The 24,744-nt window shown below is 73.0% G+C and carries 21 protein-coding genes and 1 tRNA gene; 16 read left to right on the top strand and 6 right to left on the bottom strand.

All coding sequences use genetic code 11. The features are described 5' to 3' along the window. Positions 1 to 140: 140 nt before the first annotated feature. Positions 141 to 755: a 5-formyltetrahydrofolate cyclo-ligase gene (locus ACZ6D7_RS13180; RefSeq protein ID WP_469488615.1), complete on the bottom strand. Its 615-nt coding sequence runs from the start codon at positions 753 to 755 to the stop codon at positions 141 to 143. A 93-nt stretch (positions 756 to 848) separates the two neighbouring features. Here ACZ6D7_RS13180 and galU point away from each other — a divergent pair, with 93 nt between their 5' ends. The 7 genes from galU to ACZ6D7_RS13145 all read left to right on the top strand — a co-directional run bounded on the left by galU (position 849) and on the right by ACZ6D7_RS13145 (position 6,655). After that, positions 849 to 1,751: a UTP--glucose-1-phosphate uridylyltransferase GalU gene (gene galU / locus ACZ6D7_RS13175; protein WP_469488612.1), complete on the top strand. Its 903-nt coding sequence runs from the start codon at positions 849 to 851 to the stop codon at positions 1,749 to 1,751. 5 nt (positions 1,752 to 1,756) lie between these two features. Then, positions 1,757 to 3,079 carry a molybdotransferase-like divisome protein Glp gene (gene glp / locus ACZ6D7_RS13170; RefSeq protein WP_469488609.1) on the top strand — a complete coding sequence of 441 codons (1,323 nt, stop codon included), beginning with the start codon at positions 1,757 to 1,759 and terminating at the stop codon, positions 3,077 to 3,079. Positions 3,080 to 3,232: 153 nt separating this feature from the next. After that, complete coding sequence (moaC, locus tag ACZ6D7_RS13165; RefSeq protein WP_469488604.1) at positions 3,233 to 3,712, top strand: cyclic pyranopterin monophosphate synthase MoaC; 480 nt, start codon at positions 3,233 to 3,235, stop codon at positions 3,710 to 3,712. Beyond that, entirely contained in the window at positions 3,709 to 4,218 is a 510-nt protein-coding gene (locus tag ACZ6D7_RS13160) for a MogA/MoaB family molybdenum cofactor biosynthesis protein (RefSeq protein ID WP_469488601.1), read from the top strand. Before moaC ends, ACZ6D7_RS13160 begins: the two co-directional genes overlap by 4 nt. Beyond that, a complete protein-coding gene (locus tag ACZ6D7_RS13155) occupies positions 4,215 to 4,886 on the top strand; it encodes a GNAT family N-acetyltransferase (protein ID WP_469489403.1) in 672 nt (223 codons plus the stop codon). The genes ACZ6D7_RS13160 and ACZ6D7_RS13155 overlap by 4 nt, the downstream gene beginning before the upstream one ends. A 183-nt stretch (positions 4,887 to 5,069) precedes the next feature. Further along, complete coding sequence (gene sepX, locus ACZ6D7_RS13150; RefSeq protein WP_469488598.1) at positions 5,070 to 6,482, top strand: divisome protein SepX/GlpR; 1,413 nt, start codon at positions 5,070 to 5,072, stop codon at positions 6,480 to 6,482. A 99-nt stretch (positions 6,483 to 6,581) separates the two neighbouring features. Beyond that, positions 6,582 to 6,655 (top strand) — tRNA-Ala (locus ACZ6D7_RS13145). A gap of 133 nt (positions 6,656 to 6,788) precedes the next feature. Here ACZ6D7_RS13145 and ACZ6D7_RS13140 read toward each other — a convergent pair. Both ACZ6D7_RS13140 and ACZ6D7_RS13135 read right to left on the bottom strand, forming a co-directional pair. Next, positions 6,789 to 9,239: an FtsX-like permease family protein gene (locus ACZ6D7_RS13140; RefSeq protein WP_469488595.1), complete on the bottom strand. Its 2,451-nt coding sequence runs from the start codon at positions 9,237 to 9,239 to the stop codon at positions 6,789 to 6,791. Continuing rightward, positions 9,233 to 10,042, bottom strand: coding sequence for an ABC transporter ATP-binding protein (locus tag ACZ6D7_RS13135; RefSeq protein WP_469488593.1), 810 nt, complete (start codon positions 10,040 to 10,042; stop codon positions 9,233 to 9,235). Before ACZ6D7_RS13135 ends, ACZ6D7_RS13140 begins: the two co-directional genes overlap by 7 nt. Before the next feature lie 187 nt (positions 10,043 to 10,229). Here ACZ6D7_RS13135 and ACZ6D7_RS13130 point away from each other — a divergent pair, with 187 nt between their 5' ends. Then, complete coding sequence (locus ACZ6D7_RS13130; protein WP_469488590.1) at positions 10,230 to 11,588, top strand: sensor histidine kinase; 1,359 nt, start codon at positions 10,230 to 10,232, stop codon at positions 11,586 to 11,588. Beyond that, positions 11,585 to 12,220, top strand: coding sequence for a response regulator transcription factor (locus ACZ6D7_RS13125; RefSeq protein ID WP_469489400.1), 636 nt, complete (start codon positions 11,585 to 11,587; stop codon positions 12,218 to 12,220). Before ACZ6D7_RS13130 ends, ACZ6D7_RS13125 begins: the two co-directional genes overlap by 4 nt. A 53-nt stretch (positions 12,221 to 12,273) precedes the next feature. Here ACZ6D7_RS13125 and ACZ6D7_RS13120 read toward each other — a convergent pair whose 3' ends face one another. Next, a complete protein-coding gene (locus ACZ6D7_RS13120) occupies positions 12,274 to 12,753 on the bottom strand; it encodes a GNAT family N-acetyltransferase (protein WP_469488586.1) in 480 nt (159 codons plus the stop codon). A 77-nt stretch (positions 12,754 to 12,830) separates the two neighbouring features. On the opposite strand from ACZ6D7_RS13120, the gene ACZ6D7_RS13115 reads away from it, so the two are divergent. Next, complete coding sequence (locus ACZ6D7_RS13115; RefSeq protein WP_469488583.1) at positions 12,831 to 13,634, top strand: exodeoxyribonuclease III; 804 nt, start codon at positions 12,831 to 12,833, stop codon at positions 13,632 to 13,634. 5 nt (positions 13,635 to 13,639) lie between these two features. Here ACZ6D7_RS13115 and ACZ6D7_RS13110 read toward each other — a convergent pair whose 3' ends face one another. Further along, complete coding sequence (locus ACZ6D7_RS13110) at positions 13,640 to 14,284, bottom strand: MerR family transcriptional regulator (RefSeq protein ID WP_469488580.1); 645 nt, start codon at positions 14,282 to 14,284, stop codon at positions 13,640 to 13,642. 126 nt (positions 14,285 to 14,410) lie between these two features. On the opposite strand from ACZ6D7_RS13110, the gene ACZ6D7_RS13105 reads away from it, so the two are divergent. From ACZ6D7_RS13105 to ACZ6D7_RS13090, 4 genes are all read left to right on the top strand, one after another. Continuing rightward, positions 14,411 to 15,979 carry a flavin-containing monooxygenase gene (locus tag ACZ6D7_RS13105; RefSeq protein WP_469488577.1) on the top strand — a complete coding sequence of 523 codons (1,569 nt, stop codon included), beginning with the start codon at positions 14,411 to 14,413 and terminating at the stop codon, positions 15,977 to 15,979. Next, the gene (locus ACZ6D7_RS13100) at positions 15,976 to 16,845 is read left to right on the top strand and encodes an alpha/beta fold hydrolase (protein WP_469488574.1); all 870 of its coding nucleotides are present in this window, start codon (positions 15,976 to 15,978) and stop codon (positions 16,843 to 16,845) included. The genes ACZ6D7_RS13105 and ACZ6D7_RS13100 overlap by 4 nt, the downstream gene beginning before the upstream one ends. Continuing rightward, positions 16,842 to 17,726: an SDR family oxidoreductase gene (locus ACZ6D7_RS13095; protein WP_469488571.1), complete on the top strand. Its 885-nt coding sequence runs from the start codon at positions 16,842 to 16,844 to the stop codon at positions 17,724 to 17,726. Before ACZ6D7_RS13100 ends, ACZ6D7_RS13095 begins: the two co-directional genes overlap by 4 nt. A 92-nt stretch (positions 17,727 to 17,818) precedes the next feature. Continuing rightward, the gene (locus tag ACZ6D7_RS13090; protein WP_469488569.1) at positions 17,819 to 17,998 is read left to right on the top strand and encodes a hypothetical protein; all 180 of its coding nucleotides are present in this window, start codon (positions 17,819 to 17,821) and stop codon (positions 17,996 to 17,998) included. Positions 17,999 to 18,169: 171 nt separating this feature from the next. Here the strand turns inward: ACZ6D7_RS13090 and ACZ6D7_RS13085 are convergent, their stop codons facing one another. After that, positions 18,170 to 21,409: a S41 family peptidase gene (locus ACZ6D7_RS13085; RefSeq protein WP_469488566.1), complete on the bottom strand. Its 3,240-nt coding sequence runs from the start codon at positions 21,407 to 21,409 to the stop codon at positions 18,170 to 18,172. Between the two features lie 157 nt (positions 21,410 to 21,566). Between ACZ6D7_RS13085 and ACZ6D7_RS13080 the strand changes: the two genes are divergently transcribed. Further along, a complete protein-coding gene (locus ACZ6D7_RS13080) occupies positions 21,567 to 22,166 on the top strand; it encodes a TetR/AcrR family transcriptional regulator (protein WP_469488563.1) in 600 nt (199 codons plus the stop codon). 178 nt (positions 22,167 to 22,344) lie between these two features. Then, positions 22,345 to 24,558, top strand: a complete 2,214-nt coding sequence (locus ACZ6D7_RS13075; protein WP_469488558.1) for an MMPL family transporter — start codon at positions 22,345 to 22,347, stop codon at positions 24,556 to 24,558. The last annotated feature ends 186 nt before the right edge of the window (positions 24,559 to 24,744 follow it).

Genomic DNA, 24,744 nt, shown 5'->3' with positions numbered 1-24,744 from the left:
AGAGGTGGCACAACAAGGCACACGCCCACCCTCCTTCCCCCCACACCCCCCACACCCCCCGGAAACGCCCCCCTCCCCCCCCTCCCCCCCTACCCCCCCCCTTCTCGCTTCCCGCAGCGCGTCAGGTGAAGCGGCGCGCGTCAGGTGAAGCGGCGCACTCCCGACGGCGTCACCACCGCGTGCACCGGCCGGTCGTGCGCCTCCTCGGGGACGCGCTCGACGACCTCGGAGTCGTACAGCAGCACCACGAGCGCGGGGCGGGCCCCCGCGTCGTCCAGCCGCGCGAGCACCCGGTCGTACGACCCTCCGCCGCGCCCCAGACGCATCCCGCGCGTGTCGACCGCGAGCCCCGGGAGCAGCACCACGTCGGCCTCGGTCACGGCGTCGGCGCCGAGCCGTTCGCCGGCCGGCTCCAGGAGCGCCATCCGCCCGCCGTGCCGCACGCGCGCGAGGGAACCCTCCCCGGCGTACGCGCCCCAGTCCAGGTCGTTGTCCGGCAGCAGCGCGGGGAGCAGGACCCGCACGCCCCGCGCGTGCAGCGCGTCCAGCAGCGCCAGGGTGCCGGGCTCGCCGCCCACGGAGACGTACGCCGCCACCGTGCGCGCGTGCGCCAACTCGGGCAGCTCCAGGGCGTGCTCGGCCAGTGCGTCCGCCGTCGCCCGCAGGTCATCCGTCGTCAACCTGTTTCTCACGGTGAGGAACTCTCGTCGCAACATATGTTTGTCAGGCTGTGGTCCGGTCGTCTCGTGGCTCATGGCTGACGCTCGCTCCGCTCCAATAGGCGCATATGAACACTTATTAACCGGAGCTACAGATTCCTCTCAAAGCCACCGGATAAGGTTGCGGACATGACTCAGTCGCACCCCAGGATCAGCAAGGCTGTCATCCCCGCAGCCGGTCTCGGTACCCGGTTCCTGCCGGCCACCAAGGCCACTCCCAAGGAGATGCTGCCGGTCGTGGACAAGCCCGCGATCCAGTACGTGGTCGAGGAGGCCGTCTCCGCCGGTCTCGACGACGTCCTCATGATCACCGGCCGCAACAAGCGTCCCCTCGAGGACCACTTCGACCGCAACTACGAACTCGAGTCGGCGCTCCAGAAGAAGGGCGACGCCCAGCGGCTCGCCAAGGTCCAGGAGTCCAGCGACCTCGCCACCATGCACTACGTGCGCCAGGGCGACCCCAAGGGCCTCGGGCACGCGGTCCTGTGCGCGGCCCCGCACGTCGGCCAGGAGCCGTTCGCCGTCCTGCTGGGCGACGACCTGATCGACCCCCGCGACCCGCTGCTCCAGCGGATGATCGAGGTGCAGGAGCAGCACGGCGGCAGCGTCGTCGCGCTCATGGAGGTCGAGCCCGAGCAGATCCACCTCTACGGCTGCGCGGCCGTCGAGACCACCGCCGACGGCGATGTGGTCAAGGTGACCGGCCTGGTGGAGAAGCCGGACCCGGCGGACGCCCCGTCGAACTACGCGATCATCGGACGCTACGTCCTCGACGCGGGCATCTTCGACGTGCTGCGCAAGACCGAGCCGGGCCGCGGCGGCGAGATCCAGCTCACCGACGCCCTCCAGCAGCTCGCCCAGGACGAGAAGGCCGGCGGCCCGGTGCACGGCGTCGTCTTCAAGGGCCGCCGCTATGACACCGGCGACCGCGGCGACTACCTGCGTGCCATTGTCAGACTCGCGTGCGAACGTGAAGATCTGGGTCCGGACTTCCGGTCCTGGCTTCGCAGTTACGTCACCGAGGAGATGTAGCCACCTTGAGCACCGCCGCGCCCCGCCCCGCCGGCCAGGACCACCTCTGGTCGGTGGACGAACACCTGGAGGACATCCTCGCCACCGTCCGCCCCCTGGAACCCATCGAGCTGCAACTCCCCGACGCCCAGGGCTGTGTCCTGGTCGAGGACGTCACGGTGCCGGTCTCCCTGCCGCCGTTCGACAACAGCTCCATGGACGGGTACGCGGTCCGGGTCGCGGATGTCGCGGGCGCGAGCGAGGAGTTCCCGGCGGCCCTGGAGGTCGTCGGGGACGTCGCGGCGGGCCAGGCCGGCCTGCTCCAGGTGGGGCCCGGACAGGCCGCCCGGATCATGACCGGCGCCCCGCTGCCGCCCGGCGCCGAGGCCGTCGTCCCCGTGGAGTGGACCGACGGCGGACTGGGCGAGGGCCCGGTCAGCGGGATGCCCGCCCGCAGCCTCGCCCCCGAGCAGGCCGCCGGGCACGTACGCGTGTACCGGCCCGCCGAGGCACGCGCGCACGTACGCGCGATGGGCAGCGACGTGAAGGCGGGGGACCGCGCCCTCGACGCCGGCACCGTCCTCGGGCCGCCCCAGATCGCCCTGCTCGCCGCGATCGGCCGCGGCACGGTCCGGGTCCGCCCGCGCCCGCGCGTGGTCGTCATGTCCACCGGCAGCGAACTCGTCCAGCCCGGCGAGGAGCTGGGCAGCGGCCAGATCTACGACTCCAACAGCTTCGCCCTCACCGCCGCCGCCCGGGACGCGGGCGCCATCGCCTACCGGGTGGGCGCGGTCGCCGACGACGCGGAGACCCTCCGGTCCACCATCGAGGACCAGCTGGTCCGCGCTGACCTGATGGTCACCACGGGCGGCGTGAGCGTCGGCGCCTACGACGTCGTCAAGGAGGCCCTGTCGTACGTCGGCGACGAGGACGAACCCGGCAGCGGCATCGACTTCCGCAAGCTCGCCATGCAGCCCGGCAAGCCCCAGGGCTTCGGCTCCATCGGCCCCGACCACATCCCCCTGCTGGCCCTGCCCGGCAACCCGGTGTCGTCGTACGTCTCCTTCGAACTGTTCGTGCGCCCCGCCATCCGCACCCTGATGGGGCTCAAGGACGTCCACCGGCCCACCACGCGCGCGAAGCTCGTCGCGGACAAGGCGCTGACCTCGCCCAAGGGGCGCAGACAGTTCCTGCGCGCCACGCATGGCGACGGCACCGTCCGCCCGGTCGGCGGCGCCGGATCCCACCTGGTCGCGGCCCTCGCCCACGCCGACGCGCTGATCGTCGTCCCCGAGGACGTGGAGTCCGTCGCACCGGGCACCGAGGTCGAGGTCGTCCTCCTCGGCTGACGGACAACCCGCCCCGCGCGCGGGGCGGGCCCGGTGGCGGGTCCGCAGGGCGATCCCGTTCCGCTGAGTGCCCCGGCATGGGGGTAGCGTGTCGCGCACAGCTGGCCCTGCGCCGCACCGCGACGGGGCCCGGACCGGGAGCGCCACACAAGCATGAGTACGCAGGACCGACTGACGCACATCGACGAGGCGGGCGCCGCCCGTATGGTCGACGTCTCCGGCAAGGACGTCACCGCGCGCACCGCGCGGGCCAGTGGACGCGTTCTCGTCTCGCCCCGCGTGGTCGAGCTGCTGCGCGGCGAGGGCGTCCCCAAGGGCGACGCGCTGGCCACCGCGCGGATCGCGGGCATCATGGGCGCCAAACGCACCCCGGACCTGATCCCGCTGTGCCACCCCCTGGCCGTCTCCGGTGTGAAACTGGAACTGTCGGTCGCGGACGACGCCGTGGAGATCACCGCCACCGTGAAGACGACGGACCGCACGGGTGTCGAGATGGAGGCGCTCACCGCGGTCTCCGTCGCCGCGCTCACCGTGATCGACATGGTCAAGGCCGTCGACAAGGGAGCGGTGATCACGGACGTGCGGGTGGAGGAGAAGACGGGCGGGAAGTCGGGCGACTGGAGCCGGGCATGAGCGAGCGGTCGTATCGCGCGCTGGTGGTGACCGCCTCCAACCGGGCCACCGCCGGTGTCTACGAGGACAAGGGCGGCCCGCTGGTCGCGGACGGCCTCGAGCGCTTCGGCTTCGCCGTCGACGGCCCGCGGGTGGTGCCCGACGGCGATCCGGTGGAGGCCGCGCTGCGCGACGGCGCCGAGGCCGGGTACGACGTCATCGTCACCACCGGCGGCACCGGGATCTCGCCCACCGACCGCACCCCCGAGGCGACCCGCCGGGTGATCGACCACGAGGTGCCGGGCATCGCGGAGGCCATGCGGGCGTACGGCCGGGAGAAGGTGCCCACGGCGGCGCTCTCCCGGGGCCTCGCCGGAGTGGCGCGCCGCACGCTGATCGTCAACCTGCCCGGATCCACCGGCGGGGTGAAGGACGGCCTCGCCGTCCTGGAGCCCCTGCTGATCCACGCCGTCGACCAGCTCCGAGGCGGCGATCACCCCAGACCCAGCCACGGGGGTGCGAGCTGAACAGCCCAGCCTGGCCCGTCGAGCTCGCGGAGGGCGACATCGTCCTGCGGCCCATAAAGCTGCGCGACCAACGGGCCTGGCGCGAGGTGAACAGGCGCAACCGGGACTGGCTGCGCCCCTGGGAGGCGACCATCCCGCCGCCCGCGCCCAGTGGGCCCATCGCGCACCGGCCGACCTACCGGCAGATGGTCCGGCACCTGCGGTCCGAGGCGAACGCGGGCCGGATGCTGCCGTTCGTCATCGAGTACCAGGGGCGGCTCGTCGGGCAGTTGACGGTCGCCGGGATCACCTGGGGGTCGATGTGCTCCGGGCACGTCGGCTACTGGGTGGACCAGTCGGTGGCCGGCCGCGGGGTGATGCCGACGGCCGTCGCGCTCGTCGTGGACCACTGCTTCCGGACCGTCGGACTGCACCGCATCGAGGTCTGCATTCGGCCCGAGAACGGGCCCAGCCGCCGGGTCGTGGAGAAACTCGGATTCCGCGAGGAAGGGCTGCGGCCGCGCTATCTCCACATCGACGGCGCCTGGCGGGACCACCTGGTCTTCGCACTCACGTCCGAGGAAGTGCCGGAGGGCCTGCTGAACCGGTGGCGGCGCACCCGTCCCCGGCCAGAGCCCCGCAACCACCCCCAGAACACTCCGGGGAATCACACCGGCCCCGGAAATTGAATACATGTTCGAAAATGATCGAGTGGTGACTGTCTCATGACCGTCTCGGGGCATTGAATTCGCACCCTCGGCGGCCTGCTGATCGCATCGGTCACAAAAAAAGCTCGAAATATCAGCCAGATCGTGCGACACACCGGCCCAATTGGCGGATGGCCTCACGCAAACCCCTCTACCGTGTGAGGCGTGAGCAGCAGCGGCCTCATCTACGCAGTCATTGTCGGGGCCTGGGCCGCCTACTTGGTGCCGATGTGGCTCCGTAGGCAGGACGAGCTGAACGAGGCCCGTCCGACGGAACGCTTCAGCACCGCCATCCGGCTGCTGTCCGGACGGGCGGGCATGGAGCGCCGGTACGCCAAGGACCTGCGGGCGCGCTCCACCGAGGAGGGGGAGTCCGACGCCGAAGCTCCGGACGCCCTCACCGGCTCGGTGGACGTCCGGGCCTTCGCCATGCCTCCGACCCGGCCCCAGGTGAAGGCGACGGTCCAGGAGCGGGGTGGTCCGGAAGGACCCGGCCAGGCACGACCCGGTCAGGAACGTGCCGGTCAGGAACGGGGTGCGCAGGAACGGGGTGGGCAGGCGCGCGAAGCCGCCGCCCGCGACCAGGCGGCGGCCAAGGCCGGGCGCGAACAGCAGGCCCAGGCGGCGCGCGCGGACCACGCGCCCTCCGCGGCCTCCGCCTCGGTCCCCTCGCCCTCCGCCCCCACCGCCTCCGCGCCCGCGCACGAAGGCACCGCCGCACCGGCACCCCAGCGGGTGCCGGCCGCCCGGCGTACGCCCTCCTCGCAGGCGGCCGCCGCACGCGCCCAGCGCTCGAAGGCGCTCGCGCGCCGGAGACGCACCACCGTGATGCTCTTTCTCGCCTTCACCCTCGGCGCGATCGTCGCGGCCGTCGGAGGCCTCGCGTTCCTCTGGGCGCCGGGGGTGCCCGCCGTGCTCCTCAGCACGTACATCGCCTATCTGCGTACCCAGGAGCGCCGCCGCTTCGCCTACCAGATGGACCGCAGACGCGCCGAGGTCGCCGCGCAGCGGCTGCGGGAACGCCAGCCGCGCCGGCGCACGCCGTCGTCACCGGCGGCGTCCGCCTCGGTCGACGCCGGCCTCGACGTCGGCGCAGAGGAGCCGCACGAGGGCCCCGAACCGGAGACCGAGACGGACCCGGGCCTGCTGGCCCTGGCCGCCGACCGCCGGGCGCTCGTCGAGCAGACCGACCACGCCGAATGGGTCGACCAGCAGCGCGAGCGCCAGCGGCGCCCAGGCCACGGCGACAGCTGGGACCCGGTACCGGTGCCGCTGCCGACGTACGTGACCGCCCCGGTCGCGCCCCGCGCCACGTCCGATGTGGACCTCGGGGCGCCGGACGCGTGGAGCTCCGCCCGCTCCAGCTCGGTCACGCCGGAGCAGGACGCGGCGGACGGCGACGGCGACGGCGAGGACGGACCAGGCGGAGAACCGGGAGACGCGGACGGCAGGGCGGACGGCGGCAAGCACAGCGGCGCCCGCCGCGCCGCGTCCGCCCGCCGCGCCCGCGAACGGGGCCGCACCCCCCTGTTCGACCAGTACGAGGACGGCGAGCGCCCCCGCGCCGCCAACGAGTGAGGCCGCCCGGCCCCCGCCCCTCTCCCGTGACCTGCGCAGGGCCCCGGGAACGGATTTCCAAGCACCCCGAGGGGGATGCTAGAGTTTCACTCGTTGCAAGGGCCTGTGGCGCAGTCCGGTAGCGCACCTCGTTCGCATCGAGGGGGCCAGGGGTTCAAATCCCCTCAGGTCCACTGCAGCTCAAAGCCCCGGTCGGGATTCCCGACCGGGGCTTTGGCCATGTCGTACGGCGGCGAAGCGCGGCAACTTCATTCCGGGGCTCTTCCGGTGACGTACCGCATCGGGACTCATGGCGGCTTCCGTCATTCAGCCCCGGTCCAGCGCCGCGGTCCTTCCCGGGTGGGTGCGCAGGGTCAGGGCCGTCGGGAGCAGGGTGGCCGTCAGGGAGAGGGTCGCGCAGGCTGCTGTCGTCCAGGCGAGGGCCGGCCAGGGGACCGTGAGGGTCGCGGGCGCCGAGAGCAGGTGCAACGCGCCGGTCATCCCGGTCAGGTTGACGACCGTCACCAGCAGGCCCAGCGCCGCGCCGAGCGCCACCACGGTCAGCGCCTCCGCGGCCGCGAGCCGTAGCACCTGCCCGCTCGTGGCACCGGCCAGCCGCAAGGCCGTCAGATCCCGGCCGCGCTCGGCGGCCGCCATCACCAGGGTGTTGGCGAGCGAGATGCCCGTGTAGAGCAGCGCGATGCCGAGGACCAGCAGGGTGCCCAGCCGGGTCGTCCCGCCGGACTGCGGGGAACTCACCCGCACCCACTGCGACTTGTCCGCGACCCGTACGCCGTCCACCGCCCGGAGCGCGGTCACGACCGCCGCCCTGTCCGCCCCCGGCCGCATCCGTACGTCGACCCGGTCGACGCCCGCGCCGCCCGCGTTGGCGGCCGTGACGTACGCGCCGTTGTCCCCGGTCCCGGTGGCCAGGACGGCGGCGATCCGCAGCGTCCGCGGCGTACCGTCCCCGAGCCACACCCGCACCGTCCGCCCCACCTCGTGCCGCGCCCACTCGCGTGTGACGATGATCGACCCGTCGTCGAGATCCGCGACCCGGCCCGCGGTCACCGGCAGGCGTACGGTGCCGGCGAGGAGCGCGGGATCGGCCGCACGCGCCTCGGACTTCACCAGGGCGACCCCGTCCTCCAGGGTGTACACGGCGGTGGCCGCGCTCGCCGACACGACGGCGCCCGGCACCCCGCGCAGCCGCTCGACCGTCGCCGCCGACATCGTCGTACCGCTGCCGGGTGTCACGACGTAGTCCGCGGCCGTGTGCTGCCGGACCTCCGCCGCGCGGGCCTCGTCCAGCGTGGCCGTCGCGCCGAGCAGGGAGCCCGCGAGGGCCACGGTGACCAGGACGGGCGCGGCCACGGCGGCGGTCCGGCGGACCCCGGTGACCGCGTTCGCCCGCACCAATGTGCCGAGAACGCCGGGCAGCCGGGGCACCAGCGGGCGGACCAGCGCCGGCGAGAGCAGCGCCACCGCCGTGATGAGCAGCATCGGACGGCTGATGTACGTCTTGCGGTGCAGCAGGTCGGCGGGGTCCGCCACCAGGGCGTACGTCAGGGTCGCGCACGCCGTGAGCAGCAGCGCGAGTCCGCACGCGCGCCGCCCCCGGGTCAGCGCGCGCCCGTCGGCCGAGGCCTCGCGCAGCGCCTGCGCGGGCGCGGTCCGGCCCGCCCGCCAGGAGGCGGCCGCCGCCCCGCACAGGGCGACCAGCAGGCCCGTCCAGAAGGCGAGATGGTACGGCCAGACGTGCCCGCCGATCGTGTACCAGTGCGGCGCGAGCCCGCCGTCGACCACCAGCTCGGCCAGCCACGGGGCGGCGTACGCCCCGAGCGCGCAGCCCGTCGCCGAGGCGAGCGCGCCGACCAGCAGCGCCTCCGCCAGGACCGAGCGCCGGATCTGGCCGGGGGTGGCCCCCGCGGTGCGCAGCAGGCCGAACTCCCGGCGTCGGCGGTCGACCGCGAAGGCGAACGTGGAGGCGACGACGAACACCGACACGAAGGCCGTCACCCCGCCCGCCGTGCCGAACAGGGCGTTGAGCGCGGTGAGCGCCTCGGCGTCCCGGCCGGGGTCGGCGTCCGCGAGGCGCCGCGCGTCACCGGTGAGCACCCGCGCACCGGTACCGGCACCGGTATGGCTGGCACCGGCGTCCACGACCCGCCGGACCGCCGACACGTCCGCCTCCACCACCAACTGCGGGGAGTCCGGCGCGAGTCGGGCGGCCTCGGCGTCCGGATAGAAGACGGCGTCCTCGAAACCCCGCGCGTGCACCGTCCCGACGACGCGGACCGAACCGTCCCCCGTACGCAGCCGGTCGCCCACCCGCGCCCACTCCCCGGTGACGACCACCTCGCCGGACGTCTCCGGGGCCCGGCCCGCGTTCAGTTCGTACGGGGCGAAGCGCGCCGTCGACCAGGGGTGGCCGACCAGGCCGCCGGGGCCGCCCTCCGCGCGGACCGGGAAGGAGCGGTCCTGTGTCACCGGGCCCAAGGCGCGCAGGGCGATCGCGAGGGCGGGCGGGACCGGACGGGGGCGCGCGAGGGGCGCCGTACGCTCCCCGCTCGGGGTGTCCACCCGCAGGGTGTCCTCGCCCCTGACCACCACCGGCGCCGCCGCGAAACGCTCCGGCGTGCGCGCCGGTGCCTCCTGCGAGGCGGCCAGCGCCTGGCCCATCACGGCGAGCAGCCCGACGCCGAGCGCGAGCGCGACGAAACTGCCCACGAAGGCGGCCCAACGGGCGCGCAGGGTACGGAAGGCGACGCTCAGCATCGGGCGCCCTCCGCGGAGCCGCCGCGCACGCCCGGCGCGGTGTGCACGCTCGGCGCGGTGTGGGCGCGCCCCGTCTCCCAGCCCGCCATCCGCGCCGCGATCGTCTCCGCGTCCGCGTCCGCGCCCGTCAGTTCGCCGTGCACGCGGCCGTCGACCAGGAAGACGACCCGGTCCGCGTAGGAGGCGGCGAGCGGATCGTGGGTGACCATCACCACCGTCTGGCCCGCGTCGTCGACCAGAGCGCGCAGCAGCGTGAGGACCTCGCGGGCGGTGGTGGAGTCGAGGGCGCCGGTCGGCTCGTCGCCGAAGAGGACCTCGGGGCGGGTGATCAGGGCACGGGCGAGGGCGACCCGCTGCTGCTGGCCGCCGGAGAGCTGGGCGGGGCGGTGGCCGGCCCGGTCGGCGAGCCCGACCTGGCGCAGCGCCTCGCGCACCCGCGCCCTCGGCGGCCGGCGCCCGGCGAGCCGTAGCGGCAGGGCGATGTTCTGCTCGGCGGTCAGCGCCGGGAGGAGGTTGAAGGCCTGGAAGACGAAGCCGACGCGTTCCCGGCGCAGCAGGGTCAGCCGGCGCTCGCTCAGCCCGGTCAGCTCGGTGCCGCCGATCCGGACCGACCCCGAGGTGGGCCGGTCGAGGCCCGCGGCGCACTGGAGCAGCGTCGACTTGCCCGAGCCGGACGGGCCCATGACGGCCGTGAAGGAGCCGCGGGGGAGGGCGAGGGTGACGTCGTCGAGCGCGGTCACCCCGGCGCCCGCGGAGCCGTACGTCCTGCGGACGGCGGTGAGTTGGACGGCGTGGTCGGTCATCGTTCCCTGGACTCCCACTCGTTGGCTGCCCTGACCGGCAGGTCTTCTGCGGTGGAACCACGAAACCGTGAGCGGGGCCGCCCGGTCGTTCGGGCAGGAGCGAGAGTTGGGGTAGGGACAGCCCTACCCCCGGGGCTCGGCCTGGAGGGATGGTCCGCCCCCGCGCCCCCCTTCTACGGTGATCCGTATGCGACCCCGAAACGTGTGGCAGGCCCTGGCCCGCCCGGGCTACCTGCTGTCCCCGTGGCCCTGGCGCGCCGCCGCCTACCTGCTGACCGGGGCGGTCACCGGGGCCGTCGTACTGGCGGTGCTCGTGGTCCTCGTGGCCGCCGGCGGGGTGCTCGCGCTCGTCCTCGTCGGGCTGCCGCTCCTCGCGGCTGTCGCGTTCGCCGGGCTGCCCGTGGCCGCGCTGGAGCGGCGCCGGCTGCGGCTGGTCGACGCGGACCACGCGCCCGGCGCGCACGCCGAACCGCCCGCGCCGGGACTGCGCGCCTGGCTCACCACCCGCCTGCGCGAACGGGCCACCTGGCGCGAACTCGGCCACACCCTCCTCACCGCCTGCCTCCTCTGGCCGGCCGAGGCGCTGCTGCTCTTCGTCGCGCTGCTCTGCCCCCTGGCCGCCCTCGCGACCCCGCTGCTGCTGGCGACCGTCGGCCAGGGCCGGGAGGTGAAGGTGTTGAAGGTGTGGACGGTCACCGGACCGCCCGCCGCCCTCGCGGCCGCCGCGCTGGGTGTGCTGCTGCTGGCCGCGGGCGGATACGTCCTCGGGGCGGCGGCCGGCGCCCGCGCCGCGCTCACCCGTCTCCTCGTCGCCCCGCCCGACGGCGGCCGCGACACCCGGGTCGTCGAACTGACCCGCTCCCGCGCCCGTCTGGTCGACGCCTTCGAGGCGGAACGGCGGCGCATCGAGCGCGATCTGCACGACGGCGCCCAGCAGCGGCTCGTCGCCCTCACCATGGCCCTCGGCCTGGCCCGCCTCGACGCCCCGGCGGGCGGCCCGCTCGCCGAGCAGCTGGCCCGCGCCCAGGAGGAGGCGGGCGCCGCCCTCGCCGAGCTGCGCGAGCTGATCCACGGGATCCACCCCAAGGTGCTCGCCGACCACGGCCTGGAGGCGGCCGTCGCGGACGCCGCCGACCGCTCGCCGGTCCCCGTGGACGTGACGTTCGCGCCGCCCGTGCCCCGGCTGCCGCAGGCGGTGGAGGCCGCGGCCTACTTCGTGGTCCGCGAGGCGCTCGCCAACGTGGCCCGGCACAGCGGGGCGGACCGCGTGGGCGTGCGCGGTGAGCACCAGGACGGGCGGCTGGTGCTGGAGGTCACGGACGACGGCCGGGGTGGCGCCGACAGCGCCCGCGGCACCGGGCTCACCGGACTCGCGGACCGGGTGTCGGTGCTCGATGGAAGACTGACGCTGGCCAGCCCGCCGGGCGGGCCGACCCTGCTGCGTGTGGAGATCCCTTGCGAGCCGATGCCGCTGCCGACCCCGGAACCGCTGCCGATCCCGCTGCCGACGCCGACGCCGACGCCGACGTCCGAATCCTGCGGATAGTCCTCGCCGAGGACAGCGTCCTGCTCCGGGACGGCCTCACGGCACTGCTCAGCCGTTTCGGCCACGAGGTCGTCGCGGCGGTCGGCGACGCGCCCGCGCTGCTGGCGGCGGTCGCGGAGCACACCCCCGACGTCGTCGTCACCGACGTCCGCATGCCGCCCGGCTTCCAGGACGAGGGGCTGCACGCGGCGGTCCGGCTGCGCGCCGAGCGCCCCGGCCTGCCGGTCCTCGTCCTCAGCCAGTACGTGCAGCGCGCGTACGCCGCCGAGCTCCTCGACTCCGGCGACGGCACCGGCGTCGGCTATCTCCTCAAGGACCGCGTCGGCCAGGTCGAGGAGTTCGTGGACGCCCTGCACGAGGTCGCGGCGGGCGGCACGGTCGTCGACCCGGAGGTCGTACGGCAACTGCTGCGCCGCCGCCGCGACCCGCTGGCCCGGCTGACCCCGCGCGAACGGGAGGTGCTGGGGCTGGTCGCGGAGGGGAAGTCCAACGGGGCGATCGCGAGGACGCTGGTCGTCTCGGAGGCGGCCGTCGGCAAACACATCGGCAGCATCCTCACGAAGCTCGACCTGCCGCCCGCCGACGACACCCACCGCCGGGTGCTCGCGGTGCTGGCCTACCTCAGGAGCTGAGGGGCCGCGCCCTCGTCACCCGCCCCGTCACCCGCCCCCGTCACCCGCCCTCGTCAGCCGAGGGGCTTCGCGAAGCACCGGCTGGACTCGTACTCCCGGTAGTAGCCGAACTTCGTGCACGGCGTGTACCCGCTGGAGGTGTAGAGGGCGATCGCCTCCGGCTGCTCGGTGCCGGTCTCCAGCACCATCCGGGTCCGGCCGGCCGCCCGGGCGTCCTCCTCCAGCGCGACCAGCATCCGCCGCGCCAGCCCGCGTCCGCGCATGTCCCGGATCACGAACATCCGCTTCAGCTCGGCGTCGCCGTCCTCGTTGCCCTCGCCGTTCTCGTCCTGGCTGCGCCAGCCGCCGGTGGCCACGGGCCGGTCCGACGCGTCGTACGCGATGAGGTAGACCCCGCGCGGCGGCTCGAAGTCGGCCGGCGCCAGGACCGTGGCGTCACCGCCGTCGCCGTAGCGCTCGTGGTACTCGGCCTGGACCTGGTCGTTGAGCTTGACGGCGTCGGGGTGGTCGAACGGGACGCGGCGTATATTCATGTCACTCACAGTACATCTATGCACAATCGTGGAGATCGGAATCCGGACCTGGTCCAGTGTGCCGGTATCGTGCCCGGGTGCTGACCGTGACCTCCGTGAACGTGAATGGACTGCGCGCCGCCGCGAAGAAGGGCTTCGTGGAGTGGCTCGCCGGGACCTCCGCCGATGTGCTGTGCCTCCAGGAGGTGCGCGCCGAGGCGAAGCAGCTGCCCGACGAGGTCCGCGCCCCCGACGGCTGGTTCGTCACCCACGCCCCCGCCGCCGCCAAGGGCCGGGCCGGCGTCTCCCTCTACACCCGCCGCGAGCCGGACGCCGTCCGGGTCGGCTTCGGCTCCGCCGAGTTCGACACCAGCGGCCGTTATGTCGAGGCCGACCTGCCCGGAGTGACGGTCGCCTCCCTCTACCTCCCGTCCGGCGAGGTCGGCACCGACCGCCAGGAGGAGAAGGCCCGCTTCATGACCGAGTTCCTGGCCCACCTCAAGGACCTGCGCGAACGAGCCGCCGCCGACGGCCGCGAGGTCCTGGTCTGCGGCGACTGGAACATCGCCCACCAGCAGGCCGACCTGAAGAACTGGCGCGCCAACCAGAAGAACTCCGGCTTCCTCCCGGAGGAACGCGACTGGCTCACCCAGGTCCTCACCCCCGAGGCGGGCGGCTACGTCGACGTCGTACGCACCCTGTACCCGGACGTGGAGGGCCCGTACACGTGGTGGTCGTACCGGGGGCGGGCTTTCGACAACGACTCAGGCTGGAGGATCGACTACCACGTCTCGACGCCCGGGCTCGCCGCCAAGGCCGTCAAGGCGACCGTCGAGCGCGCCGCCACGCACCCCGAGCGCTGGTCGGACCACGCGCCGGTGACGGTGGTCTACGACCTCTGAGATCGTCAGCCCCGCTCGCGCAGCCGTCGGTCCAGGGCCAGGGAGAGTTCCGCCTCGACCACGCTGTGGGCCAGGGGGCGCAGGCGGGGCAGGCTTTTCTCGTCCGCGTGGCGCAGGATCAGGGCCGTGAAGAGGTCGGCCAGGGCGTCGGCGTGTTCGCGGACGCGGGCGCCGGCGGCGAGGACGTCGGCGAGGGGGATGCCCTCGTGGACCAGTGCTGCGGAGACGTCCAGCAGGCGGCGGCTGATGTGGACGATCTCGTCGCCGTCGGTGCCGAGGTAGCCGAGGTCGAGGGCGGCGGCGAGGTTCTCGGGGGTGACCTGGCCCTCGAAGCGGGCGGCGAGTTCCTCGGGGGTGAGGCGGACCGGCTCCTCCTCGGTGGGGCCGCCGACGCCGAGCAGGTCGGCGACGTCCCGGCCGTGGTCGAGGGCGTCGGCGAGTTCGGCGATGCCGTTGAGGGTGTGGCCGCGTTCCAGCAGGGTGGCGATGGTGCGCAGCCGGGCCAGGTGGCCGTCGTCGTACCAGGCGATCCGGCCCTCCCGGCGCGGCGGCCGGATCAGTTTGCGCTCGCGGTAGAAGCGCAGGGTGCGCACCGTGATCCCGGCCTCCCTGGCCAGCTCCTCCATGCGGTACTCACGCTTGTCTGCCACGCCGGAAGCCTATGTTGTACCGCCGGTAACTTTCCCTGTTCGGCCCCTACCGCTCGGTAAGGAGCTGCTCTACAGTCCCATTGCGCCAGTGTTCACTGGCAGAGTCGCACCGCGGGAGGTGACGGGATGGCCGAACACGTACGCGTGGCGGTGGTCGGGTCCGGGTTCGGTGGGCTGGGGGCCGCCGTACGGCTGCGCCGGGAGGGGATCACCGACTTCGTCGTCCTGGAGCGGGCGGACAGCGTCGGCGGCACCTGGCGGGACAACAGTTATCCGGGGTGCGCGTGCGACGTGCCCTCGCATCTGTACTCCTTCTCCTTCGCGCCCAACCCGGACTGGCCGCGCACGTTCTCCGGGCAGGAGCACATCCGCGCCTATCTGGAGCACGTCACGGACGTCTTCCGGCTGCGGCCGCACCTGCGGCTGGGGGCCGAGGTGCAGCGGATGACGTGGGACGCGCAGGAGCTGCGCTGGGACATCGAGACGAGCGGCGGACGGTACTTCGCCGACGTCGTCGTCTCCGCGACCGGGCCGCTGTCCGACCCGAAGGTCCCGGACATTCCCGGGCTCGACTCCTTCCCCGGCAAGGTCTTCCACTCGGCCCGCTGGGACCACGACCACGACCTCACCGGTCAGCGCGTCGCCATGGTCGGCACCGGCGCCTCCGCGATCCAGATCGTGCCCGCCATCCAGCCGAAGGTCGGGCGGCTCACCCTCTTCCAGCGCACCCCGCCGTGGGTGATGCCCCGCGTCGACCGGGCCATCTCCGGCGCCGAGCGCGCGCTGCACCGCAGCCTGCCGGTGACCACGCAGCTGCGCCGCGGGCTGCTCTGGGGCATCCGCGAACTCCAGGTGCAGGCCTTCACCAAGCACCCCGACCAGCTCGGCCTGGTCGAGAAGCTCGCCAGGCAGAACATGGCCCGCGCCATCAAGGACCCGGCCCTGCGCGCCAAGCTCACGCCGGACTACCGCATCGGCTGTAAGCGGATCCTGCTCTCCAGCACCTACTATCCGGCGCTCACCCGGCCCAATGTGGACGTCGTCGGCAGCGGTCTGAGCGAGGTCCGCGGGTCGACGCTGGTCGCCGCCGACGGCAGCGAGGCCGAGGCCGACGTGATCGTCTTCGGTACGGGCTTCCATGTCACCGACATGCCGATCGCCGATCGGGTCGTGGGCGCCGACGGGCGGACCCTCGCGGAGAGCTGGAAGGACGGCATGGAGGCCCTGCGCGGCGCCTCCGCGGCCGGCTTCCCGAACTGGATGACGATCATCGGGCCCAACACCGGCCTCGGGAACTCCTCCATGATCCTGATGATCGAGTCCCAGCTGAACTACATGGCCGACTACCTGCGCCGGCTGGACGTCATCGGAGGCCGCGCCGCCCTCGACGCCCGCCCGAGCGCGGTGCACGCCTGGAACCGGCGGGTGCAGGACCGGATGAGGCGCACGGTGTGGAACACCGGCGGCTGCACCAGCTGGTACCTGGATGCCAATGGCCGCAACACCACCATCTGGCCGGGCACCACGGGCGAGTTCCGGCGCGCGACCCGCCGGGTGGACCTCATGGAGTACGAGGTGCTGCGCGCGCCCGCCCCCACGACGGACGACGGCACGAAGGACGGCACGAAGGACGGCACGAAGGACGGGACGAAGGACGGCCGGCAGCCCGGCACGAAGGACGAGGTGACCGCGTGACGCGCGAGCTGACCGCCGTCTCCGCCGACGGCACCCGCCTGCACGTCGAGGTCCACGGCCCCGACACCGCCCCCGCCGTCGTCCTCTCCCACGGCTGGACCTGCTCCACCGCCTTCTGGGCGGCCCAGATCCGCGACCTGGCCGCCGACCACCGGGTCATCGCCTACGACCAGCGCGGCCACGGACGCACCCCGCCCAGCCCGGTGTGCAGCACGGACGCCCTCGCCGACGACCTGGAGGCGGTGCTCGCCGCGACCCTCGCACCCGGCGAGAAGGCCGTGATCGCCGGTCACTCCATGGGCGGGATGACGGTGCTGGCGGCGGCCGGCCGGGACCGCTTCCGGGAGCACGCGGCGGCCGTCCTGCTGTGCAGCACCGGTGCCTCGCGGCTGGTCGCCGAGTCCACCGTCGTACCGCTGCGGCCCGGACGGCTGCGGACCTGGCTGACCCGGCACGTCCTCGGGTCCAGGGCACCGCTCGGGCCGGTCACCCCGGTCGCGAAGCGGATCCTCAAGTACGCCACGATGGGCGCCGGTTCGGCCCCGCACATGGTGGAGACCTGCGCCCGGATCGTGCACGCCTGCCCGCGCCGGGTGCGCCACGCCTGGTCGCACGTCCTGAGCCTGCTCGATCTCGACGACCGCGTACGGGAGTTGCGGGTGCCCACGGCGGTGATCGTCGGCACCGGCGACCGGCTGACCCCGCCGGTGCACGCCCGCCGGATCGCGGCCGCGCTGCCGGTCTGCCTCGGCGTGACCGAGCTGCCGGGCCTCGGACACATGACACCGGTCGAGGCGCCCGAGTTGGTCAGCGGCCGGATCCGGGCACTCGTCACCACGTACACGCAGCTGAAGGAGGGCGCATGAGCAGGGTGGGTCTCGAGGGGCAGGTCGTCGTCGTCACGGGCGCGGCACGGGGCGTCGGCGAGCTGCTCGCCCGCAAGCTCTCCGCGCGCGGGGCGACGGTCGCGCTGGTCGGGCTGGAGCCGGACCTCCTCAAGCAGGTCGCCGAGCGGCTGCACGGGGAGAGCGGTCACTGGTACGCCGACGTCACCGACCACGAGGCGATGGCGCGGGTCGCGGCGGAGGTGAAGGAACGCTTCGGCAAGGTGGACGCCGTCGTCGCCAACGCGGGTGTCGCGAGCGGCGGGCCCTTCGTCGACTCCGACCCGCAGGCGTGGCGGCGGGTGATCGAGGTCAACCTCATCGGGTCGGCGGTGACGGCCCGCGCCTTCCTGCCGGTGCTGATCGAGAGCCGGGGGTATCTGCTCCAGATCGCCTCCCTCGCCGCGATCACACCGGCGCCGATGATGACGGCGTACTGCGCGTCCAAGTCGGGTGTGGAGGCGTACGCGCACAGTCTGCGCGCCGAGGTCGGACACCAGGGGGTGCGGGTCGGCGTCGGGTATCTGTCCTGGACCGACACCGACATGGTGCGCGGAGCCGATCAGGAGGACGTCATGCGGGAGTTGCGGCAGCGGCTGCCGTGGCCGGCGAACAAGACGTACCCGCTGGGTCCGGCGGTCGACCGGATCGTGGCCGGCATCGAACGGCGCTCCGCCCATGTGTACGGGCAGTGGTGGCTGCGCGGGATGCAGGGCGTGCGCGGCTGTCTGCCGGGGCTCATCGGTACGGTCGGGCAGCGGGAGATGAAGCGGTTCGCGCCCCGGCTGCACGGTATGCGGACCGGGCTGGTCGGGGCGGGCGGGGCGGCCGACGAGGAGGCCCGCGCTACGCAGCGTAGTTGATCGAAATGCGCGAGATGTCCGCCCGTGTGAATCTGGTCGAGGCCCCGGCAAGGGGCCCCAAACCCCCTCATCTCCCACAGGAGTGAACCCACATGGGTACGAAGGACAAGTTCCAGGACCAGTCCGGACAGTGGCAGCAGCAGGCCAAGCAGAAGGCCCAGCAGGCCAAGGAGCAGATCCAGCAGCGTGGCCGCCGCCGCGACACGGACGAGGAGTCGGAGCGCATGCGGCGTGAGGAAGAGGACCGCATGAACCAGGACTACGACGCCTAGCCGCTGCGCTCGGCTTCGGTCGCGTTGACGCGGGGTGCCCTTCCCTTCGGGGGGCACCCCGCGTTCTTGTCGGTCCGGGTGCGGTTCGTTGTCGGGTGCGGGTGTGTGGGGGCTTGTCGCGCAGTTCCCCGCGCCCCTGACAAGCCTCCCGACACGCCTCCTGAAAAGGTTCTAACCCTCCTGGCGGGGAGGCAGCTCGGGGCGGGATCTGTTCGGGACTCCGGTGTAGTCCGGGGGTGAGGCCGGGGGGTCGGTGGTGAGGAGGTCGAGGGCCAGGCGGACCGCGTCGTCCAGCTGGGCGTAGCGGCCCTCCGCCCAGTCCAGGGGGGTGCGCAGGGCCTCCAGGTCGGGGAGGACACCGCGGTTCTCGATGGACCAGCCGTACGCGTCGAACCAGGCCGCGTTCATCGGCACGGTGATCACCGTGCCGTCGCCGAGCTGGTGGCGGCCGGTCATGCCGACCACTCCGCCCCAGGTGCGCTGGCCGACGACCGGGCCGAGGTTCAGCAGCTTGAAGGCCGCCGTGATCATGTCGCCGTCGGAGGAGGTCGCCTCGTCGGCGAGCGCGACCACCGGGCCGCGGGGCGCGTTGGAGGCGTACGACACCGGCTGGGCGTTGCGGGTGAGGTCCCAGCCCAGGATGGTGCGGGTCAGCTTCTCCACGACCAGTTCGCTGATGTGGCCGCCCGCGTTGCCGCGCACGTCCACGATGAGCGCGGGCCGGGACACCTCCATGCGCAGGTCACGGTTGAACTGCGCCCAGCCCGAGCCGCCCATGTCGGGGATGTGCAGGTACCCGCACTTCCCGCCGCTCAGCTCCCGTACCACCGACCGGCGTTTGGCCACCCAGTCCTGGTAGCGCAGGGGCCGTTCGTCGATCAGCGGGACCACCGCCACCCGGCGGGAGCGGCCCGCCTCGCCCTCCGCGGGCGTGAAGGTCAGCTCGACCGTCGTACCGCCCGCCCCGGCCAGCAGCGGATACGGGCCGCTCACCGGGTCCACCGGGCGGCCGTCGACATGGGTGAGCACCGCGCCCTCGCGGATGCCCGTGCCGGCCAGCGGTGAGCGCGCCTTGGAGTCGGAGGAGTCGCCGGGCAGGATCCGCCGGACGGTCCAACCGCCCTCCCGGAGCACGAGGTTGGCGCCCAGCAGCCCCTGCCGGCGCTGGTAGTGCGGCGGGCCCTCGTTGCGGCGGGCGGCGGTGACGTACGCGTGGGAGGTGCCCAGTTCGCCCAGCACCTCGCGCAGCAGGTCGGCGAACTCGTCGGGGGAGGCGACCCGTTCGACCAGTGGCCGGTACTGGTCGAGCACCGCGTCCCAGTCGATCCCGCTCATCCCCGGGTCCCAGAAGTACGCGCGGATCAGCCGGCCCGCCTCCTCGTACGACTGGCGCCACTCCGCGCCGGGGTCGACCTCGTGCAGGATGCGCCGCAGGTCGATCCAGACCGTCGAGTCCAGGTCCCCGGACTCGCTGGACGGCACCGCCCGCAGCTCGCCCTCGTCGACCACGACCAGCCGGGTGCCGTCCCCGCTGACCGCGAACCAGTCGAGGTCGCCGACGAGTTCGGACTTTTTCGCCTTGCTGATGTTGAAGTACTCCAGGGTCGGGCGGCCGCTGGTGTCGTCCGGGTTGGCGAACGTCTCGCCCAGCGCGCCGGAGATGGGCCAGCGCAGCCACACCAGTCCGCCGCCCGCCACCGGGTACAGCGCCGAGTACTTGGACGCGCCGACCGGGAAGGGGGTGACCCGGTTCTCCAGCCCCTCGACCTCCACGGTGACCGTCCCGTCGGCGCCGCCGTTCTCGTCCTCCGCCGGGTCCAGGCCCCCGGCGGCCGGCCGTCCCTCCGGGGTGAGCGCGAAGGGGGAGGGGGTCGCGGAGGAGAGCGGCACGAGGTAGGGGCGGCAGCCGAGCGGGAAGGACAGGTCGCCGGTGTGGACGTCGTAGACCGGGTCGAAGCCGCGCCAGGAGAGGAAGGCGAGATAGCGGCCGTCGCGGGTGAAGACCGGGTTCTCGTCCTCGAACCGGCCGTTGGTCACGTCGACGATCAGCCGGTCCTTGATACGGGCCATCTTGATCTGCCGCAGCGACCGCCCGATCCCCGGGTGCGACCAGGTCAGCCACGCCCCGTCCGGGGAGAACGCCAGGTCGCGGACCGGCCCGTTGACCGAGGAGATCAGCTCGGCGACCTCACCGTTGGAGTCCTCCGTGGCGTCGAGGAGCAGCAGCCGTCCGTCGTGCGAGGCGAGGGCGAGCCGTTCGCCCTCGGGGTCGGAGACCATCTCCAGGACCCGGCCCAGTTCCCCGGAGGGCAGCCGTCTGGGCGCGCGGTCGCCGGTGGCCCGGGGCAGATAGGCGATCTCGACGGCGTCCTCGCCCTCCGCGTCCGTGACGTAGGCGACCTGTCCGCCCGAGCCGAGCATCTCCGGCAGCCTGACCCGTACGCCGGGCGGGTCGGTGATGGTCCGGGCGGGCCCGTCCCGGTGCGTCAGCCAGTACAGGCTGCCGCGTACGACGACGGCGCTGGCCCGCCCGGTCTCGTCGACCGAGATGCCGTCCACGTGCTGGGCGGCCGGGATCTGGTACGGCCGCCGCCCGGCCCGCTGCCCGCCCAGCCGTACGTCGAGTCGGCGCGGCCCGGCGCCGGCCGTGAGGTCGTCGACGATCCACAGGTCACCGGCGCACTGGTAGGCGACCCGGGTGCCGTCGCTGGAGGCGTGCCGGGCGTAGAAGGCGTCGTGGTCGGTGTGCCGGCGCAGGTCGGAGCCGTCGTAGGCGCAGGAGTAGAGGTTGCCGACGCCCTCGTGGTCGGAGAGGAAGGCGATCCGGCCGCCGGCGAACAGCGGGGAGGAGAGATGGCCGTCGAGGTCGGGCAGCAGCCGTTGCCCGTGCAGCCAGAGGCGGCCCATGGCGCCGCCCCGGTAGCGCTTCCAGGCGGCGGGTTCGTGCGGGGGAGTGCCGGTGAGCAGCAGGGTCCGGCGCTCGTCCTCGAGGTCGGCGACCTGGATGTCGGAGACCGGGCCCCAGGGCAGCTTGCGGCCGGGGGCGCCGTCGGTGGGGACCTTGTAGGCCCAGGTGAAGTAGGAGAAGGGCTCGCCGTGGGAGGCGACGGCCAGGATGTCGCCGTCCGGGGTCCAGCCGCGGACCTCGGTGTCGGCGCTGCCCCAGTAGGTCAGCCGCCGTCCGGGGCCGCCGTCCACGGGCACCAGGTGGATCTCGGGGACGAGGCTGCGCCAGGTCGTGTACGCGATCTGGTCGCCGTCGGGCGAGAAGCGGGGATGTCCGGTTTTGGTGCGGTCGACGGTGAGCCGCCAGGCGCGGCCGGGGCCGTCGAGGGGGGCCAGCCAGAGGTCGTCCTCGGCCACGAAGCACAACAGATCACCACTGAGATGGGGCAGGCGCAGATAGCTCACCTCCCCATGCTTTTCCGGCGAATGGGGCCGGGCAACTTATGCGCCCTTCACGGACGTGAGCCAGCACACGTACGAAACGGTTTCGTTTCGTTGACTCTCAGGGTATCTTTACGGTGTACGAACACGAGACGCCGTCGGAGCGGGAAGGGTGAGGGGCATGACTGAGGCCACGACGGTGCGTCGCAGTCGCATCACGCCCGAGCGCGAGGCCGAGCTCTACGAGGCCGTGCTCGACCTGCTCCGCGAGGTCGGCTACGACGCCCTGACCATGGACGCCGTCGCCGCCCGCACGCGATCCAGCAAGGCCACGCTCTACCGCCAGTGGGGCGGCAAGGCCGAACTGGTCGTGAAGGCGCTCAGACACAGCAAGCCGGACCACTCCGACCTGATCGACACCGGCTCCCTCCGCGGTGACCTGCACGCCCTGGTGATGCTCGAGGACGACTGCACCATCGAGCAGAACTCCGCCCTGATGCGGGGTGTCGCGATGGCGATGCACAACAACCCGGATCTCCGCCAGGCGTTCCGGGCCCAGCTCGTGGAACCCGAGATGAACGGGTTCCACCAGGTGGTCCAGCGCGCCGTCGACCGGGGAGAGGTCCAACCGGACTGCCCCGCCCTGGAGTTCCTGCTGCACATGATGGTCGGTGGCTTCGCCACCCGGGCGCTGCTGGACGACCAGCCGCCGACCCAGGCCTTCATGCGTTCGTACATCGACGCCGTGGTCCTCCCCGCCCTCGGCGCCCCCACCTCCTGACACACCCGACCGTCCCCACGGTCCGCCCATCCTGACGTCACCGCTCACGTCGTCGGGCCGATCACCCCTGCCTTCCCGCCGGGTTGGTCACCCCTGCCCTTGGGGCCTGCGCCGGAACCCCGGCCGGGATTCCGGCATAGGCCCCTACATCACACGACCTGACCGGGAGTACGCCTCCATGGCCACGTTCCTCTACAAACTGGGCCGGCTCGCCTTCCGGCGACGACACTTCGTCGCCCTGATCTGGGTCGCGCTGCTGACTCTCGCGGGCGTCGGCGCCGCCTCCGCGCCCGCCGCCGGCAACTCGTCCTTCTCCATTCCGGGTACGGAGGCGCAGAAGGCCTTCGACCTCCTCGAACAGCGCTTCCCGGGCATGAGCGCCGACGGCGCCACCGCCCGCGTCGTCTTCAAGGCGCCCGACGGCGAGAAGATGACGGACGCGGCCAACAAGGCCACCGTCGAGAAGACGGTCAAGGAGCTGTCGGACGGCTCCGAGGTCGCCTCCGTGGCCGACCCCTACGAGGGCAACGCCGTCAGCAAGGACGGCACGATCGCCTACGCGTCCGTGAGCTACAAGGTCTCCGGCATGGAGCTGGAGGACTCCTCGCGCGAGGCGCTGGAGACGGCCGCCGACGAGGCACGGGACGCGGGACTGACCGTCGAGGTCGGCGGTGACGCCCTCCAGGCGACCCCGGAGACCGGCGCCACGGAGATCATCGGCATCGCGATCGCCGCCGTCGTCCTGGTCATCACCTTCGGCTCGCTGCTGGCGGCCGGTCTGCCGCTGCTGACCGCGATCATCGGCGTGGGCATCGGCGTCTCGACCATCACGGCCCTGGCCAGCACCCTGGACCTCGGCTCCACGACCTCCACCCTGGCCTCCATGATCGGCCTCGCGGTCGGTATCGACTACGCCCTGTTCATCGTCTCCCGCTACCGCGCCGAGCTGGCCGAGGGCCGCACCCGCGAGGACGCGGCGGGCCGCGCCGTCGGCACCGCCGGCTCCGCGGTCGTCTTCGCCGGACTGACGGTCGTCATCGCCCTGGTCGGTCTCTCCGTCGTCAACATCCCGATGCTGACGAAGATGGGCGTCGCGGCCGCCGGAACGGTGGTCATCGCGGTCCTGATCGCGCTCACCATGATCCCCGCGCTGCTCGGCTTCGCGGGCCGCCGGGTCCGCCCGGCGGGCGAGAAGAGCAAGCTGCTCGGCGGCGGCCGCGCCAAGTCCGCCGAGAAGGCCGCCAAGCCCAACATGGGCACCCGCTGGGCCAGCTTCGTGATCCGCCGTCCGGTCGCCGTCCTCCTGCTGGGCGTGCTGGGCCTGGGCGCCGCCGCCATCCCGGCCACCTCGCTGGAACTGGGCCTGCCGGACGACGGTTCGCAGCCGGTGTCCACCACCCAGCGCAAGGCGTACGACCTGCTGTCGGACGGCTTCGGCCCCGGCTTCAACGGTCCGCTGATGATCGTGGTCGACGCCAAGGGCAGCGACGACCCGCAGGCCGCCTTCACCGAGGTCGGCGACGAGATCAAGGGCCTGAAGGACGTCGTCACCGTCACCCCGGCGGCCCCCAACAAGGCCGGCGACACCGCGACCATCACGGTCATCCCGGACTCGAAGCCGTCGTCCGTCTCGACCGAGGATCTGGTCCACTCGATCCGGGACAAGGGCTCCGAGATCAAGGCCGGCACGGACGCCGAGGTCCTGGTCACCGGCTCGACGGCGATGAACATCGATGTGTCGCAGAAGCTCAACGACGCGCTGATCCCGTACCTGATCCTGGTGGTGGGCCTCGCCTTCCTGCTGCTGATCGTGGTCTTCCGCTCGATCCTGGTCCCGCTGAAGGCGGCCCTCGGCTTCCTGCTGAGCGTGATGGCGGCGCTCGGCGCGGTCGTCGCGGTCTTCCAGTGGGGCTGGCTGGCCGGCCTGCTGGGCGTCGAGGAGACCGGCCCCGTCATGTCGATGATGCCGATCTTCATGGTCGGCGTGGTCTTCGGCCTCGCGATGGACTACGAGGTGTTCCTCGTGACCCGGATGCGGGAGGCGTACGTCCACGGCGAGAAGCCGAGCCAGGCCGTGGTGACGGGCTTCAAGCACGGCGCGCGGGTGGTCACGGCCGCCGCGGTGATCATGATGGCCGTCTTCGCCGGCTTCATCGGCTCCAGCGAGTCCATGATCAAGATGATCGGCTTCGGCCTCGCGATCGCGGTCTTCTTCGACGCGTTCGTCGTCCGCATGGCGATCGTCCCGGCGGTGCTCGCCCTGCTCGGCAAGAAGGCATGGTGGCTGCCGAAGTGGCTGGACCGCGCCCTGCCGAACGTGGATGTCGAGGGCGAGGGACTGCGCACGCCGTCCGGCGCCGGCGACGAGGACCGCGAACTGGTCCGCGCCTGACACGCCGGACCAGCTGAAGGACCGCCGGTGAGGGCTCCGTGGGGACGGGGCGCCCTCGCCGGCTTCTTCGTTTTCTCCGTTTTCTTCGTTCTCTTCGTTCTCTTCGCTTTCTTCCTGTTCTTCCTGTTCTTCCTTGTGACGCACTTTCGGGTGAGGGCCCGGTTCCGGTGTGCCGAAGGAGGCGGG

The organism is Streptomyces sp. NPDC041784, assembly GCF_055591025.1.
This window is presented reverse-complemented; position numbering and strand designations above follow the sequence as displayed.